The organism is Actinomadura rugatobispora (genome assembly GCF_055379765.1).
In genome coordinates this window covers 4,216,243-4,233,987 of the sequence record NZ_AP029191.1, presented here as the reverse complement: position 1 = coordinate 4,233,987, position 17,745 = coordinate 4,216,243, and the positions used below count along the sequence as shown (strand labels likewise).

15 protein-coding genes are annotated in these 17,745 nt (G+C 72.3%); 9 read left to right on the top strand and 6 right to left on the bottom strand.

Features of this window, described 5'->3' with window-relative positions; genetic code table 11:
• Positions 1–7: 7 nt before the first annotated feature.
• The 4 genes from ACZ466_RS18515 to ACZ466_RS18500 all read left to right on the top strand — a co-directional run bounded on the left by ACZ466_RS18515 (position 8) and on the right by ACZ466_RS18500 (position 6,672).
• Positions 8–1,123 carry an ATP-binding protein gene (locus tag ACZ466_RS18515; RefSeq protein WP_378289271.1) on the top strand — a complete coding sequence of 372 codons (1,116 nt, stop codon included), beginning with the start codon at positions 8–10 and terminating at the stop codon, positions 1,121–1,123.
• A gap of 337 nt (positions 1,124–1,460) precedes the next feature.
• The gene (gene iscB, locus ACZ466_RS18510) at positions 1,461–2,831 is read left to right on the top strand and encodes an RNA-guided endonuclease IscB (RefSeq protein WP_378289273.1); all 1,371 of its coding nucleotides are present in this window, start codon (positions 1,461–1,463) and stop codon (positions 2,829–2,831) included.
• Positions 2,828–5,593, top strand: a complete 2,766-nt coding sequence (locus ACZ466_RS18505; protein WP_378289275.1) for a DUF5682 family protein — start codon at positions 2,828–2,830, stop codon at positions 5,591–5,593. The genes iscB and ACZ466_RS18505 overlap by 4 nt, the downstream gene beginning before the upstream one ends.
• 218 nt (positions 5,594–5,811) lie before the next feature.
• Positions 5,812–6,672: an LLM class F420-dependent oxidoreductase gene (locus tag ACZ466_RS18500; RefSeq protein ID WP_378289277.1), complete on the top strand. Its 861-nt coding sequence runs from the start codon at positions 5,812–5,814 to the stop codon at positions 6,670–6,672.
• A gap of 643 nt (positions 6,673–7,315) precedes the next feature.
• Here ACZ466_RS18500 and ACZ466_RS18495 read toward each other — a convergent pair.
• A complete protein-coding gene (locus ACZ466_RS18495) occupies positions 7,316–8,338 on the bottom strand; it encodes a DNA polymerase IV (protein ID WP_378289279.1) in 1,023 nt (340 codons plus the stop codon).
• Between the two features lie 170 nt (positions 8,339–8,508).
• Between ACZ466_RS18495 and ACZ466_RS18490 the strand changes: the two genes are divergently transcribed.
• Complete coding sequence (locus ACZ466_RS18490; protein WP_378289281.1) at positions 8,509–9,540, top strand: hypothetical protein; 1,032 nt, start codon at positions 8,509–8,511, stop codon at positions 9,538–9,540.
• Here ACZ466_RS18490 and ACZ466_RS18485 read toward each other — a convergent pair.
• Positions 9,537–9,998, bottom strand: a complete 462-nt coding sequence (locus tag ACZ466_RS18485) for a cupin domain-containing protein (protein WP_378289283.1) — start codon at positions 9,996–9,998, stop codon at positions 9,537–9,539. The two genes, ACZ466_RS18490 and ACZ466_RS18485, sit on opposite strands and share 4 nt — an antisense overlap.
• Positions 9,999–10,058: 60 nt before the next feature.
• On the opposite strand from ACZ466_RS18485, the gene ACZ466_RS18480 reads away from it, so the two are divergent.
• Positions 10,059–10,622 (top strand): TetR/AcrR family transcriptional regulator, encoded by a 564-nt coding sequence (locus ACZ466_RS18480; RefSeq protein WP_378289285.1) that lies wholly within the window; start codon positions 10,059–10,061, stop codon positions 10,620–10,622.
• Between the two features lie 40 nt (positions 10,623–10,662).
• On the opposite strand, the gene ACZ466_RS18475 is transcribed toward ACZ466_RS18480, so the two are convergent.
• Entirely contained in the window at positions 10,663–11,511 is an 849-nt protein-coding gene (locus ACZ466_RS18475) for an LLM class flavin-dependent oxidoreductase (protein WP_378289287.1), read from the bottom strand.
• Between the two features lie 99 nt (positions 11,512–11,610).
• Complete coding sequence (locus ACZ466_RS18470) at positions 11,611–12,054, bottom strand: MarR family winged helix-turn-helix transcriptional regulator (protein ID WP_378289289.1); 444 nt, start codon at positions 12,052–12,054, stop codon at positions 11,611–11,613.
• Between the two features lie 118 nt (positions 12,055–12,172).
• Here ACZ466_RS18470 and ACZ466_RS18465 point away from each other — a divergent pair, with 118 nt between their 5' ends.
• The gene (locus ACZ466_RS18465; RefSeq protein WP_378289291.1) at positions 12,173–13,018 is read left to right on the top strand and encodes an NAD-dependent epimerase/dehydratase family protein; all 846 of its coding nucleotides are present in this window, start codon (positions 12,173–12,175) and stop codon (positions 13,016–13,018) included.
• A gap of 180 nt (positions 13,019–13,198) precedes the next feature.
• Here the strand turns inward: ACZ466_RS18465 and ACZ466_RS18460 are convergent, their stop codons facing one another.
• Entirely contained in the window at positions 13,199–14,170 is a 972-nt protein-coding gene (locus ACZ466_RS18460; protein ID WP_378289293.1) for a zinc-binding dehydrogenase, read from the bottom strand.
• Positions 14,171–14,253: 83 nt separating this feature from the next.
• A complete protein-coding gene (locus ACZ466_RS18455; RefSeq protein ID WP_378289295.1) occupies positions 14,254–14,853 on the bottom strand; it encodes a CGNR zinc finger domain-containing protein in 600 nt (199 codons plus the stop codon).
• Between the two features lie 85 nt (positions 14,854–14,938).
• Here ACZ466_RS18455 and ACZ466_RS18450 point away from each other — a divergent pair, with 85 nt between their 5' ends.
• Positions 14,939–15,733, top strand: coding sequence for an MBL fold metallo-hydrolase (locus ACZ466_RS18450; protein ID WP_378289297.1), 795 nt, complete (start codon positions 14,939–14,941; stop codon positions 15,731–15,733).
• A gap of 174 nt (positions 15,734–15,907) precedes the next feature.
• Positions 15,908–17,731, top strand: coding sequence for a DUF6745 domain-containing protein (locus ACZ466_RS18445; protein ID WP_378289299.1), 1,824 nt, complete (start codon positions 15,908–15,910; stop codon positions 17,729–17,731).
• Positions 17,732–17,745 lie beyond the last annotated feature (14 nt).

Sequence of the window (17,745 nt, the reverse complement as noted above, 5' to 3'; positions counted from 1 at the left end):
CCCCGACATGACCGACGACATGCTGCGCGCCCCGGCCGAGGTCAAGTACGCCGAGGAGCTCGACCACCTGGAGTCGATCGACGACGGGCCCAAGCCGTTCTCGTGGCGGCTGAGCCCGCGGATGGTGCGCACCTTCATCCTGGGCTCCGAGCGCTCCGACGGCCTCGACCGCGACGTCCCGCAGAAGTGGTTCGGCGACCGCACCTTCGTCGAGCGCGCGATCGTCACCCTCGCCTCCGACCGCGGGCTGCTGCTGATCGGCGACCCGGGCACCGGCAAGTCCTGGCTGGCCGAGCTGCTGTCGGCGGCGATCAGCCGCAACTCGACGCTGGTCGTGCAGGGCACCGCCGGCACCACCGAGGACCACATCAAGTACTCCTGGAACGTCTCCATGGTGATCGCCAAGGGGCAGTCCCGGGAGTCGATGATCCCCTCGCCCATCATGACCGCGATGGAGCGCGGCGTGATCGGCCGGTTCGAGGAGCTGACCCGCTCCACCAGCGACGTGCAGGACGCGCTGATCTCCATCCTGTCGGAGAAGTACGTCTCCATCCCCGAGCTGGACACCGACAACACCGTGTTCGCCCAGCCCGGCTTCTCCATCATCGCGACGGCCAACAGCCGCGACCGGGGCGTCAACGACCTGTCCTCGGCCCTCAAGCGGCGCTTCAACTTCGTCCGCATCCCCGTGGTGACCAGCAAGAAGGCCGAGTCGGAGATCGTCCGGTTCCGGACCAGCGAGCTGCTGCGGCGGCACCGGATCGAGCTGGAGGTCGCGCCGTCCCTGCTGGAGGTGCTGCTGCAGAGCTTCGCCGACCTGCGCGCCGCCGCCGCGTCCGCCCGCAGCGACGACGAGAAGCTGGAGTCGGCGCTGTCGACCGCCGAGCAGATCGGCGTGCTGGAGGACGCGATCCTGCACAGCCAGTTCTTCGGCGAGCGCGCGCTGCGCGCCGAGACCCTCGCGTCCTCGCTGGTCGGGTCGCTGGCCCGCCGCACCCCGGAGGACCTGGCCATCCTCAACAAGTTCTGGCACGGCGTCGTCGAGCCGCGCAGCAAGAAGGAGGAGGGCGAGTGGCAGGGCTTCCTGGCGGGCGGCCGCGAAGCGCTGGCGAAGCTGTCGTAACGGGATCCCCCGCCTGAGGGCGGGAGCTCTCGGCCCGCGTGGTCGAGGCCGCCGTTACCAGACCTGCCGACATACGAAGGAGGTGACCTTGTCGGCGACGTTCCATGCAGGACGGAAGACCCACCCCCCTGTGCTTCCTCAGCAGGTGGCGCTGGAATTCGAGTCAGTAGACAACCCCAGGATCAGGGACGAAACAGGACTCGAAGACCGCCTCATGCAGGTGGTACCCGGTGTGGGACATGGTCGAGGGGAGACCGCCGGTGGTTCACCTGCCGTCGGCGGCGTCACCCCCGGACCCGCCCGGGTCGGGGAGAGGCACCGTGAGGTGCACCCATCGGTGTTCGTGCTCGACAAGCACGGCGCACCGCTGCAACCGACCACGCCCGCCCGGGCGCGCAAGCTGCTGACGTCCGGCCGGGCGGTCGTGCACCGCCGTACTCCGTTCGTCATCCGCCTTAAAGATCGCACCGTCTCAGAATCCGAGGTGGAGGGTGTGGAACTGGGCATCGACCCCGGCAGCGCACACACCGGCATCGCGGTGTTCACCGCACGGGCCGGTGAGCGGCGCGGCCGATACGGCATCCGACTCGGCCATCGCGGTGCGACCATCCGCGAAAGGCTTCAACAACGCGCCGCCTACCGGCGCGGCCGCAGGTCACGAAACCTGCGGTACCGCGCCCCGCGGTACCGCAACCGCCGCCGCCCGGACGGGTGGCTTCCTCCAAGCTTGCGGCACCGGGTGGACACTACGGTGGCGTGGGTGGACCGCTTGACCCGCTGGGCGCCTGTCCGTGCGGTGCATGTGGAGCGGGTCGCGTTCGACACCCACGCCCTGTCCGCAGGTCGCCCACTGGAGGGCGCCGAGTATCAGCACGGGACCCTGCACGGCTACGAGGTCCGCGAATACCTCCTCGCGAAATTCGGCCGGGCTTGCGTGTACTGCGGCGTCAACGGGGTGCCATTGAACATCGACCACGTCCACCCCCGTAGTCGGAGCGGCTCAGACCGTGTCTCGAATCTCGTCCTGGCCTGCGTGCCCTGTAACCAGGCCAAGGGCAACCGGCCGGTCGAGCAGTTCGCCCCCCAGCGGGCCGCCCAGATCCTGAGGCGGGCCAAGGCCCCGCTCCGGGATGCCGCGGCGGTGCAGTCCACTCGGTGGGCGCTGTGGCGGGAACTCGACGCACGGCTTCCCACCCACGTCGCGTCAGGCGGCCGCACCAAGTGGAACCGCACCCGCAACCGCGTGCCGAAGTCCCATACCCTCGACGCACTATGCGTGGGCACGCTCGACATCATCACCCAAACCGTTCACCAAGTGCTCGTTGCAGCCTGCACCGGCCGCGGTCAGTACCAGCGGACCAAGCCTGACAAGTACGGCTTCCCGCGCCTCCGCCTCCCACGACTCAAGCGGTTCTTCGGCTTCACCACCGGAGACCACGCCCGCGCCGTCGTTCCGACGGGGAAGTACGCCGGCACCCACACAGGCCGCGTCGCCGTACGCGCCTCCGGCACATTCACCATCCGCACCCGGAACGGCCACGCCACCGCGCACCACCGGCATTTCACCCTGCTTCAGCGTGCCGACGGCTACGCCTACACCATCCATCCCGAGGAGCCCTCCCGCCCGATGCCGCACCGCGCCGCGTCCGCGGGACTCGTCTCCTCCCCGCCTGAAGGCGGGGTTCTTCACGCGAGGAGTTCCCAATGACCGGCCCGGCAATCGACAACGCGACCGATCTGGGCGACGTGGGTGCGGGGCCGTTCGGCGGGCTGCGCGGGCAGCTGCTCGGGGCGGCCGAGCGGTTCGGGTCCGGGCCGGTGGCGGAGATCCTGGGCGGGCTCGTCGAGGACGTCGACCGGGCGCTGCGCGAACCGCTGGAGATCTTCCCGGTGTGCCACCACTCGCCGTCCTCGGCGACCGCGATGGCCCGCCGGCTCCGGGAGAAGCGGCCGAAGGTCGTCTACCTGGAGCTGTGCGAGGACCTGCGGCCGCTGCTGGACGAGCTGCACAACTGCACGCTGCCGGTCGCGCTGCAGTCGTTCGCCACCGACATCGACGGATTCCCGGCGAAGTGGGCGCCGCTCAGCGTGGTCGCGCCGCTCACCGAGGCGTCCGCCGAGTACCAGGCGATCTCGTACGCGCTCACCACGCCCGGCGTGGAACTGGTCCTGGTGGACCGGTCGACCGACCACGTCTTCCAGTGGGAGCCGCGCGAGGACGCCGAGGCGGGCAACGCCGACGACGACGAGACCGCGCTGCACGGCGACGCCGTCGGCGTCGAGATCGGCGACCTGCGGCCCCGCTTCGCCGAGCTGGAGGAGCACCTGCTCCACCACGGCAAGGTGCGGCACTGGTCGGAGTGGTGGGACCAGTACGTCGAGCAGCCGCTGGTCGACGCCGACCACGACACCTACCGGCAGGTCATGGTGCTGATCGGCAGCCTGTTCCGGCGGCTGCGGCCGGAGGGCTCCGACCGCACCGCCGTCGACGAGGACCGCGAGCGCTACATGTGGACGCGGATGCGCGAGCATCTGGCGTCCTCGGGCGCCGACCCCGCCGACTGCCTGTACGTGTGCGGCGCCTTCCACGCGGCGAGCCGGGTGGAGGAGTTCGGGCTGCACGGCACGGGCACGTTCGAGATCACCCCGCGCACCGCCACGCGCTGGCAGTACGGGCTGATCCCGTCCAGCCACTCGGCGATCGAGGCCCAGTTCGGCCTCGCGCCCGGCTCGGTGTCGATCGCCGCCGCGACCTGGGCGAAGGCGCTGCGGCGCAGCGGCCTCAAACCGTTCCGGCTGGGCAAGCGGGCACCGAAGAAGGCTCCGGCCGCGAAGCCGCCCGCCCCGCAGGCCCCCGTGACCGACCGGCTGTCGGACTTCCTGACGGCGGCGCCCGCCACCGACGGCCTCGACGAGCAGGAACTCCTCGGCTGGTGCGTCGACATCGTCCGGCTGGCCCGCAAGAACGGCTACGCCTCCAGCACCGCCGACGCCATCGCGGTGTACGAGACGTCCATCCTGCTGGCCGGGATCCGCGGGCGGCGGCGGCCGACGCCGTACGACTTCCAGGACGCGGCGATCACCTGCATCGAGAAGGACGCGGTGCCGGGCCGCCGCGACGTCGCCCGCCTGTGCGAGATCCTGCTCGGCGGCGACCGGGTGGGCGAGGTCGGCTACGACGCGCTGCCGCCGCTGGCCCGCGACGTCCTCGACCGGCTCAAGCCGCTCGGCCTCGACCTGGAGAAGCGCACCATCCAGCGGGCGCTGCTCAACCTGGACGCCGACCCGCACCTGCGCCCGTGCTCGGACCTGCTCTGGATCCTGCGCCGGCTGGTGCCGCACGACGCCGTCCAGCCCATCATGGGCTCGCGCCGCCTGGGCGAACGCTCCATCCAGGAGAGCTGGGACCTGGCCATCGGCCGGAACATGCGCTCGATCGTCGAGCTCGGCTACGAGGGCGTCACCATCGAGCAGGTGCTCGAGCAGCGGCTCCGCAAGGCGGTGCACGCCCCGCAGGCGACCGCCGCCCACGCCCTCGAAGCCGTCGAGGACGCCATCCTCTACCTGGGCGCCAGGCGCTTCACCGACGAACTGGGCGCCCGCGCGGTCGAACTTCTGGCCGCCGAGCGCACGGTGGACGACGCGCCCGAGGTCCTGCGCCGCGTCCGGCGGCTGCTCACCCACTACCAGGCGACCGAACCGGAGTTGCCGGAGTGGTGCCAGGCGTTCGTCACCGCCGGGTACGCGCACTACTGCACCCTCCTGCCGACCGCGTTCACCGACGACGCCACCGGCGTGCGGCAGGTCGCGGCGATGCTCGGGTTCCTGCTCGGCATGGAGAGCCTGGCGCTCTCGCTCGGCTGCGACCACACCCAGCTGGAACTGGCCGTCCAGCAGTCGCACCCGGAGGCCCCCGCCAAGGTCGCCCTGCTGTGGGCGGCGCAGACACAGCTGGGCCTCCTCCCCCTGGACGAACTGCGGCGGCGGTGCGACGAACTGCTGGACAACCCGCTGGTCGTCCCGTCGTTCCCGCTCTACCTGAGCGGTTTCGTCCAGGCCCTGGAACCCGCCCCGGCACTCGCGTCGCTGGTGGTGGAGGTCCTGTCCAAGGCGTTCGCCCGGCTGCCCGACACCGTCCTGCTGCCGTGGCTGCCGAAGCTGATCACCACCCTCAAGGACCACGCCGCGGAGATGGTCCCGGTGCTGGTCAGAGAGGCGGGCCGCACGTTCCCCGCCACCACCCAGGCACTCGACGCATGGGTCCCGCCCTGGTCCGCCCAGGCCGCGCCGCCCCCCTCCACTCTCGCCGGAGGCCCCACCAGCGAACTCCTGACCACCCATCCCGCGACCTGTGACGCCGTCGCCGCCCTCCTGGGCCTCTCACCCGACTGGCCCACCACAACGACCGGCTCCGCCCTCCTGACCGAGTACCCGACCACCACCAACGCCATCGCCGCCCTCCTCAACTGAACGACACCCCCGTCCGGGCGGCAGGCCCTAACCCAGCCCGCCGCCCGGACACGCGCGCGACCCGATAGGCAACACCGCTCCACCCGCAGGTCACGTCCGGTGCCTGACCGGAGCCCGGCGCCGAGCGTGGATGCGACATGCGGCCCGGCTCCGGTGGCGCTGTCTCAGGCGCCGCTAGGCTTGATCGATCCGGGCGGGCTGAAGAAGGGAACGGCACTGTGAAGCTTTCTGGGGTCGGCGTGTGGAGCCAGCAGCTGCGGTACGGCGACGCCGCGGAGTCGGCGGAGGCCGCCGCGGAGCTGGAGGAACTGGGCTTCCGCGCGCTGTGGGTTCCGGACATCGGCGGACCGGTCTTCGACGCGGTCGGCCACCTTCTGGAGGCGACCCGCGAGACGGTCGTGGCGACCGGCATCCTCAACCTGTGGATGCACACGCCGGAGGAAACGGCCGCCTCGTTCGCGTCGCTGTCGGCGGCGCACGGTGACCGGTTCCTGATGGGCATCGGGGTGAGCCACGCCCCGCTGGTGGACGCCTCCGAGCCCGGCCGGTACCGCAAGCCGCTGGCGGCGATGACCGGCTTCCTCGACGGCCTGGACGGCGCGGATCAGCCCGTGCCCCGGGAGAGCCGGGTGCTCGCCGCGCTCGGCCCCAAGATGCTCAAGCTCGCGGCCGAGCGGGCCGGGGGCGTCCACCCGTACCTGGTCCCGCCGGAGCACACCCGGCAGGCCCGCGAGGCAGTGGGGGACGGGCCGCTGGTGCTCCCGGAGCAGACGGTCGTCCTCTGCTCGACGCGGGACGAGGCCCGCGCGATCGGCACCGACTGGCTGCGCGGATACCTCTCCCTGCCCAACTACGCGGGCAACCTGCTGCGCCTGGGCTTCTCGGCCGAGGACGTGGAGTCGGTGAGCGACCGCCTGTTCGACGCCCTGATCGCCTGGGGCGACGAGGACGCCATCAAGCGCCGAGTGGACGAGCACCGCGCCGCCGGTGCCGACCACGTGTGCGTCCAGGTGCTCACCGCCGACTCGAGCGCCTTCCCCCGCGAAGAATGGCGCCGCCTGGCCACCGCCCTCCGCTAACACAACCCCACCTCGAACAAGGCCCCGCCGCCACACCCCGCCCCTCACGCAAGGCGGGGCCGCCAAACCCCGGCCCCGCCTCCCGTGCGTGCCTGCCTCCCGCCCCGATCTGCCCCCACGTCGGGCCCGCCTTCAAAGCCCGCCCCTGTCTTTTCGTGCCGGGCCCGCCTCCGCGTCGGGCCCCGCCTTGCGTGACCGGGTTTGCCTGTCGGTTCGCCTCCCGTGTCGGGCTCGCCTCCCGTGGCCGGGCTCGCCTATCGTGACCAGCCCTGCCTTCCGCGCGTGCCTGCCTTCCGTGCCGGTCTGGCCTCCCGTGTCGGGCTCGCCTTCCGAGCCTGGCCCTGTCTTTCGTGCTGGACCCGCCTCCCGCGCCCGGGCTTGCTTTTCGTGCCGGGCTCGGCTTCCGTGACTGGGCCCGCCTTCCGTGCGTGCCTGCCTCCAATGCCGGGCTGGCCTCCCGCGTCGAGCCCGCCTTTTGTGGCCGGGTTCGCCTTGTGCCGAGCCTGCCTCCTGCGCCCGAGCTCGGCTTTCGTGGCCGGGCTGGCCTTCTGTGCTGGATCCGCCTGTTGGGCGGTGGGTCTGTCTTTTGGTAGGGGCCTGTTTCGTGCCGGGCTGGTCTTTCCGGTTGGGGGTTGGGTTTCGCTTAGCGGGCGAAGTCGGTGCGGACGCCTAGCAGGCGTACTGGGCGCCGTTCGGTGAACTGGGCGAGGGCGGCGAGGGCTGCGGTCTCGATCTGGGACGCCTCGGTTGTCGGGGTCTCCAGGGTCCGGCCGTGGGTCTGGGTGATGAAGGGCGCGTAGCGGACCTTGACGATGACGCGGACGGTGTCCCTTCCGTCGTCCGCGACGTCCTTCGCGACCTTGCGGGCCAGGTTCGCGACCTCGCGGCGGACGTCCTCCCAGTCGTCGAGGTCGTGCTGGAAGGTGGTCTCCCGGCCGTGGGAGCGCGGGACGTACGGTGCGCTGGTCACGGGCGAGTGGTCCTGCCCTCGGGCCAGGCGCACCAGCCATGGCCCGGTCGTGGGGCCGACGTGCGCGGCGAGGGCGGACGGATCGGTGGCCGCGAGTTCGCCGACGGTGCCGATGCCCAGCGCCTTCAGACGCTTGGCGGTCTTGGCGCCGATGCCCCACAGCGCGTCGGTGGGCCGGGCGCCGAGCACCTCGAACCAGGTCTCGTGGGTGATCCGGAAGACGCCGGCCGGTTTCCCGAAACCGGTCGCCAGCTTGGCCTGGAGTTTGTTCTGCCCGATGCCCACCGTGGATTCCAGGTCGGTGGCCGCGCGGATCCGGTCGCGGATCTCGTCGGCCGTGGTCTCGGGGTCGTCGGTTTCGACGGCCAGGAACGCCTCGTCCCAGCCGAGCACCTCGACCACGGCGTCGAACCCCCGCAGCGCCGCCATGAACTGGGACGACGCGGCCTCGTAGACCTCCCGGTCGACGGGCAGGAACACCGCGTCCGGGCAGCGCCGCGCCGCCGTGCGGAGCGGCAGGCCGGAGTGCACGCCGTGGACGCGGGCCTCGTACGAAGCCGTGCTGACCACCCCGCGCTTGGTCGGATCGCCGTCCCCGCCGACGACGACCGGGCGTCCGCGCAGTTCCGGGTGGCGCAGCACCTCGACCGCGGCGATGAACTGGTCCAGGTCGACGTGCAGGACCCAGCGAGCCATAACTCACGTTATCCCTGGTCCAGGTGGGCCGTTCTCGCCGCGGGGCCCCACGGCGAACGGGATCCGTGAAGGGTAGATCTTTTGGCGCCGGACCGTCTGCCGCGCATGTTACTGCTGCTCAGGGGCGGGTAGCGGGCCCGGAGGGCCACGGACCGAGCCCGGGGGGAGCGATGGGCCACGAAGAGCCGGAACGGCGGCGAAGCGGATCCGGCGGCGGGGCGGAGGACCCGGTCGGTGCGCCGGAGAGGCGGGTCCGGGTCGACGAAGAGCCGGACGTCGATCTCGACGTCCCGGAGCTCAAGGTCGACGAGATCTCCCTCAAGGTCGAGAACCTGGAGGCGCATGTCTCACTCGTGGCGCAGGTCCTCGATCTGCTCAGGCTGTCGGTCGGCGCGGACGTGGCCCTCGGCAAGGTCGAGCTGGACATCAAGGGGGTCGAGGCGGAGGCGCACCTCAAGGTCCGGCTCGGCAACGTCGCCGTCATCGTCGACCGCGTGCTGACGACGCTCGACCGCAATCCGGAGATCCTTCAGCACATCGGCCGCGGCCTGGAGTCGGCCGTGCGCGACATCGGCGCCGGAACCGGCTCGGCGGTGGACGAACTCGGCAGGGGTACTGGCGGAGCGGTCAGGGACGTCGGCAGGGGTGCGGGAAGCGCCGTGGAGGACGTCGGCAGGGGCGCAGGCGGCGCGGTCGAGGACGTCGGGAAGGGCGCTCGGGGCGCGGTGGAGGACGTTGGCAGGGGTGCTGGGGGCGCGGTGGAAGGTGTTGGGAGGGGTGCTGGAGGTGCCGTGGAGGGGCTTGGGAAGGGTGCTGGGGGTGCGGTGGAGGGTGTTGGAAGTGCTGTTGAGGATGTTGGGAAGGGGACGGCTGGGGCGGTGGGTGATGTCGGGGCGGGTACCGGCGATGTCGTCCGCGACGTGGGTGAGAAGGCGACGAAGGGCGAAGGTGCCGCGCGTACGAAGCCCGGCGGATCCGCGGACGACCCCGCGCCGCCGACCAGGCGCAGGCGCAGGCGAGAGGCCGACCCCGGGCGAGAACGAACGCGCGACCCTGATCCGGAGGAGGTCACGGCGCTTCAGAACGCGCTGCACGAGGCCGAGGATTCGGTGCGCGATCTCGGACGGACGCTGCTCAGGATGGTCTCCCCTCGGCACTCCGGCCCGTCCGGCGAGAGGGACGGGCCGGGGCCGGGTGGCTAGGGCTGCTCTTCGTAGGTGATGTCGTACTTGGCGGCGATGGGGTTGAGTTTGGCCGGGTCGAGCCTGCCGTTGGTGGTGACCTTGGAGCGGTCTTCGAACATGTCCTCGATGAAGCACTCCCAGCCGCCCGGCGAGGAGATCTGGAGGAGCCTCGGCGGTGTCGAGCCGGGGCGCAGGGCATGGGGGACGCCGTGCGGCAGCAGGACGAACCGCCCGGCGGTGGCCGTGTGCGTCCGGTCGTCGAACTCGACGATCAGCTCGCCGTCCAGCACGTAGATGCTCTCGTCGGCCTTGTGGTGGACATGCCGGGGGATGCCCTGGGCGAGTGTCACCTCCAGGAGCGAGAACTTGCCCTCGGTGTCGGCGGTCGTGGCCTTGACGGTGAACGCCGGGGGGACCGGGACGCGGGTCGGGCGTCCCTCGGCGGCGTCCAAGAGAATGAAGCGGTCTGCGGACATGATGCCCTTCCGGAATCGGAATCCAGTTCCGGATAGAGTCTAGACGAAGGACTGCACCGGATGTCAGAGCAAGCCGCCCGCAAACCGCGCGCCGACTCCGCGCGCAACCGTGTCCGCGTGCTGCAGGTGGCCTGCGACCTGTTCGCCGAGCGCGGGGACGAGGTGCAGATGGCGGAGGTCGCCCAGGCGGCCGGGGTCGGCGTCGGCACCGTCTACCGGCACTTCCCGACCCGGCAGGCCCTGGTCGACGCCGTCGCCGAACGGCGTTTCGCCGAGATCCTGGCGTTCGCGCGGACGCGGTGCCTGCCCGACCCCGACGCGCGGCGGGCCCTGGCCTGTTTCCTGAGCCGTATCGGCACGGTGCACGAGCAGGGGCGCGGCCTGTCCGAGGCGATCGAGAAGGCCCTGGGCTCGACCGAGCCGCGGGGTGAGGTGGGCGCCGAACTCCTCGCGCTGACGGGCGCCTTGCTCGAACGCGGCCAGGCCGACGGCGCCTTCCGTGCGGACGCCACCGTCGCGGACCTCTACATGATCGCCGGAGCCGTGGCGGCGATCAGCCGGCACACCTTCGGTGATTGGCGGCGGTTCATCGACCTCGCGCTCGACGGCCTGCGCCCGCGATGAGCACTCTTGCCGGCCGAGCCGACGGCGGTCGACGCTCGCGTCAGCGGGGCGGGCCGGCCTCGATTCGGCGGACGGCGGCGTCGTACTCTCCCGGCTGGGGCCGGAAGCCCTCCAGCCACCAGGTGGCGCCCGCGTCCGCGATGGGCTCGACCGTCTTGCGGGCCGCGCCGGGCTCGTCGGCCGGGGTACGGCCGGTGATCACCACGTCGAACGGCCCGGTGGTGTCGCGCTGCTCGCCGATGTGCGCGACGACCTCGGCCACCACCTCCGCGGTCGGCGTCCAGGAGCCGTCCGGTCCGAACACCATCGGGACCACGCCGTCCCAGCGGGCGGCCCGGCGCAGCGGCACCCGGTTGGGCCAGTTGCAGCCGATCCACACCGGCGGGCGCGGGCGCTGCACCGGGGTCGGCGCGAACGTGACGTCCGCGGCGGTCACGTGCTCGCCGTGGAAGTCCACCCGCTCACCGGACCACAGCCCGGCCAGCACTGCCAGGCCCTCGTCCAGCCGCTGCGCGACGACCCGCGGTTCCACCGGTTCGCCCCAGGTGCCGAACTCGGCCTCCAGCGTGAATCCGAGGCCCGCTCCGAACACCAGCCGCCCGCCCGAAAGCCGGTCCAGCGAGGTGGTCTGCCGCGCCAGTGTTCCGGGACGCCGCCGGGCGACCGCGGTGACCAGCGGGCCGAGCCTGATCCGTTCGGTCGCCGTGGCCGCCACCGTCAGCAGCACCCAGGGGTCGGCCACCTCGTACCGCCGGCCGTGCGGGAAGACGACGTGGTCCCAGACGAAGAAGCCGTCCCAGCCGGCCTCCTCCGCCCGGCGGGCGAGGTCCGCGAAGTGACGCGCGTCAACGAACTCGTCGAGATTGGGCACGCAGATGCCGTAGCGCATGCGGGAAGTCAACTATGGAAACCCCGCCGCGGCCAGAGTGACTCCGCGGGCGCAGGTGTCTCCTGGCACGTCAGGAGGTGTTGGCCACAACCGGCGCCGTCAGGGTGTCTTCGGGCGTAGCCGCAGGGAGAGCCGGTGGAGGGTGTCCAGGTCGCCGGAGGACAGCTCCGACAGGATGGCGGGCGGCTCGTAGAAGCGGCTCATCAACTGCGTGCGCAGCTGCCTGCCGCGGCGGCTCAGGACGACGACCTTGACGCGCCTGTCCTTCTCGTGGGCCTGGCGCTCGACCAGGCCCTGCTTCTCTAGGCGGTCGACGATCCAGGTGACGGTCGAGGCGTCGCAGCGCCACATGTCGGCCAGCGCGCGCATAGGTTCGCGATCGCCAGGGACGAGGCGCATGAGGGCCTTGAGGTCGCCCGGGCTGACACCGAGCTCGGCGATCGACTCCAGGTGGCGCTCGTGCTCGTCCAGGAAGAGGTCGTACAAGGCCTCCCAGAGCTCGGACCTGAGCCGTTCGTCCTGCTCGGAACCGCGTTCCTCCATGACGGTCATCGTACGGCCGTCGCACGGTGCAGAATATTTGATGGCTCCAAAGGTTGGATATATCCAAGCTTCTGCTAGCGTCGGCACCGACAGCACATCGAGCCTTCGGGAGTCTCGTATGACCATCCTGGTGACCGGGGCGACCGGCCGGGTCGGCAGCCGGTTCGTCCCCCGCCTGCTCCAGCAGGACGAGTCCGTGCGGGTGCTCGTCCGCGATCCCGTCCGGGCCGAGCCCCTCGAGCGGCTCGGCGCCGAGGTCGTCGTCGGCGACCTGCGCGAGACCGGCGACCTCGACGGCGCGCTCAAGGGCGTCGACGCGGTCGTCCACCTCGGCGCGGCGTTCCGCGGCGTGCCGGACGAGGAGGCGGTCAGCGTCAACCACACCGCCACCGTCGAACTGGCCGAGTCGGCCCTTCGGGCGAACGTCACCCGTTTCGTCTATGCCGGGACCACCCTCGTCTACGGCCCGGGGCACGGCCGCCCGGTCCGGGAGGAGGACGACCCCGTCCCCCCTGACCTGGCCTACACGACGAGCAAGACCGCGGCCGAGAAGGCCCTCCTCGACCTCCACCGAACCGAGGGACTGCCGCTGCGCATCGCCCGGCTGGCGTTCGTGTACGGCGAAGGCGACGCGCACCTGGCCGAGTCGCTGATGTGGGCGCGCGACTGGCCGCCGCACAAGCGCCTGCACATGGTGCACCACGCCGACGTCGGCCAGGTCCTGCTGCGGGCGCTCCGGGCGGACGGCGTGGACGGCGAGATCTTCAACGTGGCCGACGACGCGCCCGTCACCGCCCTGGAACTGCTGGACCTCAACGGCGAGCCGGCCGCCGAGGAGGCGGCGGGCAGGACGCTCGACGATCCGTGGGAGGGCATCGTCGACACCTCAAAGATCCGCCGCCTGCTCGGCTTCCGCCCGGTCTATCCGACCGTCTACACCGCCAAGGACGCCGGGGCGCTCTGATCGCCTCAGCGGGGCGATGAGCGGGACGCGCTCGGCGGGGCCGGTCAGCGCCCGGCCGCTCGTCCAGCGGCCGGGCCGTTCACCTGCACCACGACGGGGCCGGTGGCGTGCCCGGCCCGGTACGCCTCGACCGTGCCGCGCAGCGCGTCCGAGTCGAAGACCACCAGCGTGACCCGGATCTCAGAGCAGGAGCAGGGTCTTGCCCAGGGCGTCGCGGGTTTCGATGGCGGCATGTGCGTCCGCGGCGCGTTCCAGTGGGAAGGTCTGCCCGATGACCGGGCGGATCCGGCCGGCGGCGGCTTCCGCCATCACCTGCTCGGCCCAGCGGCTCATCTTCGGCCCGAACCCGTACAGCTGCTCGATCCCGAGCACCTCCACTCCGCGCCGTCGCGCCTGGTCGGCATCGATCGCCGTCGGCTCGCCGCTGGAGGCGCCGTGCACCGAGAACCGGCCGTCGCGGGCCGTCACCTCGAACGCGGCCCGCCCCACCTCACCGCCGACACCGTCGAACACCACATCGGGGCCCGCCCCGCCGGTCGCCGTGAGCACGTGCCGGGTCCAGTCCGGCTCGGAGTAGTCGACCACGGCCTCGGCGTCCAGGTCGCGGACCAGGTCCAGCTTGCGCGCGCCGCGTGCGGCCCCGACGACCCTGGCGCCGGCGGCCCGGGCCAGTTGCGTGAGCAGGCTGCCCACGCCGCCGGCCGCCGCCTCGACCAGCACCCAGTCCCCGGGACGGATTCCGGCCGCCTCGACCAGTCCGAACGCGGTGCTGCCGTCGGTGTGCAGGGCGGCGGCCTCGGGCAGCCCGAGCCCTTCCGGCACCGGGATCAGTTCCCGGACGTCGGCGACCGCCCGCTCGGCGAACCCGCCGGTCTCCCCGGTTCCGGCGAGGACGCGCCGTCCCGACCAGCTCGGATCCACCGCCTCACCGAGCGAGCCCACGCGGCCGGCCACCAGACCGCCCGGCACGTACGGAAGCTCGGGCTTGGCGTGCCACCTGTCGACGCCGCGCCGGATCTGCGTCTCGACGAACGTGATCCCCGCCACCGAGACCTCGACGACCACCTGACCCGGTCCGGCGACCGGATCGGGGGCCTCGCCGGGTACGAGCACCTCGGGACCTCCGAAACGCACCGCCTGCACGACGCGCATGCACATCACCCTCCACGTTCCGATTCGGCACCGCCACAGCAGAGCCTTCAACCTCAACCAGGGTCGAGGTCAACTCGGGAGTGTCAGTCTTCTTTCGGCTGGGTGCGGCGGGCGTAGGCGCGGGCGGCGCGGGCGCGGTCGCCGCAGCGGGTGGAGCACCAGTGGCGGCGGCCGTGCCGCAGCAGATAGCGGTTGCAGGGGGCGGAAGCGCAGGCGGTGAGGCGTTCGGCGTCGGGTCCGGTGAGGAGGTCGGCCGCGTTGGCGGCGAGGGTCGCGAGAGCGTGGTCGAGGATCTCGTTGGTGGGGCACGGCGCGGCGCGGTAGGGGCCGTTCTTCTCGTCCCAGTGCAGCAGGGGAGCGGTGGGGACCCTGCTCAGCGCGTCGTTGACGGCGGACAGGGCCCCGGGCAGCGCGGGAAGGCCGGCGACGCGGGCGGAGAACAGCGCCCTGACGTGTTCGCGCAGTGAGCGCAGCTGCGTCGCGCACATCTCCTGGATTCCGGCGTCGGCCGGGGCGAGGCCGCGTTCGAAGAGCCACCGGTTGGTTCCGGCGGGCGTGCCGAGGAGATCGACGAAGTGCCCGCCGGGCAGCGCGACGGCGCTGTTGACGAAGTCGAGGGCGAGGTGGTCCTCCGCTCCCGGCGCGGGCGGCGGGGCGGATTCGGCGGTCGGGGACTCCCTCATGGCTCTCATGGTACGAGTTGCGCCCGTCCGTGAGAAACGGTTACCGTCCTTCACGGATAGACCGCTTCTCATCCGTGAGGTTTCGATGACCGGTTCCAGCACCAGCGCGACCCGCGAGCGGATCCCCGTCCGCGTCCTCGGCGGCCCGACCGCCCTGTTCGAGTACGGCGGCCTGCGATTCCTGACCGACCCCACCTTCGACGCCCCCGGCGAGTACCCCGTCCCGGGCGGCCGGCTGACCAAGACGGCGCCCTCCGCCGCCGCACCGGACGACCTCGGACGCATCGACGTGGTCCTGCTGTCCCACGACAAGCACCCCGACAACCTCGACGACTCCGGCCGGGCGCTTCTCGCCGGCGTGCCGCTCACCCTCACCACCCCCGGCGGCGGCGAGCGCCTGGGAGGCGGCGCCAAGGGACTGGCCGACTGGGAGCAGGTCGAGCTCGACCGCCCCGGTGGCGGGACGGTCACCGTCACGGGCGTGCCCGCCGTCCACGGCCCGGGCGCCCGCGAAGAGGTCGAACCGATCACCGGCCAGGTCGTCGGCTTCGTCCTGACCGGGGAGGGGCTGCCCACGGTCTACGTCAGCGGCGACAACGCCTCCCTCGACGCGGTCGAGCAGATCGCCGGACGCTTCGGCCCGGTCGACACCGCCATCCTCTTCGCCGGGGCTCCCCGCTTCGACATCCTCTTCGACGGCGCGCTCATCGTCCTCGACAGCGCCCAGGCCGCCGAGGCCGCCAGGATCCTCGGCGCCCGCCGGGTGGTGCCCGTCCACTGCGACAGCTGGGCCCACTTCACCGAGGGCCGCGACGAACTGGTCGCCGCCTTCACCGCCGCCGGGCTGGCCGACCGCCTGGACCTGGACCGTCCCGCCTGAGCGGGCGGACGGGCCGGGCGGCGCCCGAGGCCCGGCCCGTCTCGGCTTCGCCCAACGAAAGAACCCTCTGGTGCCCGCCGGGCCGGCCGCCGCCGCGGCGGCGTTTCGGGGGAACCCGGACGGCCCCGCGGGTCTCAGAATGAAGATCCATCCGCCGAACACCGAGGAACACCCATGGGACCAGAGGACCGGCTGACCGCCGAGCAGCGCAGGCGCGTCGACGAGCTGTGCGGGCGGTGGGAGGCGCGTGCCGCCGACCCGGACCGCCGCGATGCCGAGCGGGCACTGGCCGAGTTGTACGACCACCGCGGCTGGGAGCGTCCCAAAGCCGTGATCTGGCTGGAGTCCCCGCTGGCGGGCGCCATCGCGGCGCGGACCCTCTTCTACGGCCACCGGTACCTCGACGGCGACCTGCAACTGGAGGCGCACCGCACGTGGATGAGCGCGACCACGGCACGCCTGGAAAGGACGTTCGGCCGCAAGGAGCCGGACTCCTTCGAGGAGAACGAGCCCGCCGCCGCCAGGTGGCGGCTGCCGGACGTGCGCTCGGCCCACAACCTCTCCTACGACCTGGACGAGCCCGACCTGGCGGCCGTGTTGCGGCGCGTCGGCGAGCCCGCCTGGGCGATCAACAGCGGGGTCGCGCCCTGGTTCCAGCAGGAGGCGCTGTCGCCCGCCGCCCCAGAACGTTTCGCGGCCGTCGGCGCCGGCGTCCACGCGCTCCTGCTCCGCGCGCTGGAACCGGTGTTCCCGGCGGGGGAGTGGGGGACGGTCGGTGCCGCGCTGCGGTCCTGCGCCGACGCCCCGCATACCGGCGACTGGAAGCAGTGGCGGCAGGTGTGGGGGGCGGTGCGCGCCCCGGAGAACCACGCGACGCTGATCCTGGAGGCCGTGCGCGGCGGAAAGGCCGGAAAGTCCGGGCCGCTCCAGGCGCGGCTGCGCCTGGCGCCGGCGGTCGGCTGGTGGTGGGCGCTCAACGACATCGCGCTCCTCACCCCTCCCCCTGCCGAGGTCCACACCGACGACTCGGGACGGCTGCACCGCGAGGACGGGCCGGCCGTGCGCTACGAGGGCGGCTTCGCGCAGCACTGCTGGCGGGGGCAGCCGGTGCCGTCCGACCTCATCGACCCCGGATGGAGCGCCGCCGACATCGCCTACGCCTCCGACGAGGAGCTGCGGCAGCGCGCGGTGCGTGAGTTCGGTACCGCCTCGTACGCGGCCGTCCTCTCGGCCGAGAACGTCGCCCCGGATCTGCGCCGCTGCGCGCTGGAGCGCCTGGGCTGGCCCCGGTTCGCCGCCGAGGCGCCGCTGGCGGCGGTCGCCGGGCCGGTGGCCGACCCCGGCGATCCCGGCTGCGAGCTGGCGCTCTACGACGTCCCCGCGACGGTGTTCGGCTGCGAGGCCCGGGTGGTGGTGCGCACCGGAGGCGCCCGCCACGGAGCCGCGCTGCCGGTTCCGCCCGACGCGACCGATCCGGTGGACGCCGCGGCCTGGCTCGGCGACGCCACCCGCCCCCCTTCGCCGGAGCCGGAACTGCTCACGCGCATCCGCCAGAGCGAACCGCTGCGAGATGAGCTGGCGCGACTCGATTTTGAGATGTCCCATCCCTCGCATCTCGAGCCTGTCGAAGAGCTCCACCTGCTCGGAGGCGCCCGCCTGGAGCCGATCGGCGGGCACGGCACCGGCGGCACCTACTTCCTGTGCGGCGACGGTCCCCGCCGCCCGGTGCTGTACGCCGACTCCGAAGGCGGCTACCAGATCCTGGGACGCGACCTGACCGAGGCCCTGGAGTTCATGGTGAGCGCCGAGCCCGCCGGCGACGACCCGGAGGAGGAGGACACCGAGGCCGCCGAGGCCCTGGGCGTGCGACCGCTGTCGCCGGAGGAGTACCGGAAGCGCCTGGACGAGGCCGAGGCGCTGGCGGGCGCCCTCATCCTGGTGATGACCGCGGAGGGCAACGCCTACGAGTACCGCCGCCAGACGTGGTTCCGGTGCTGATCGGCCGAGGGCGT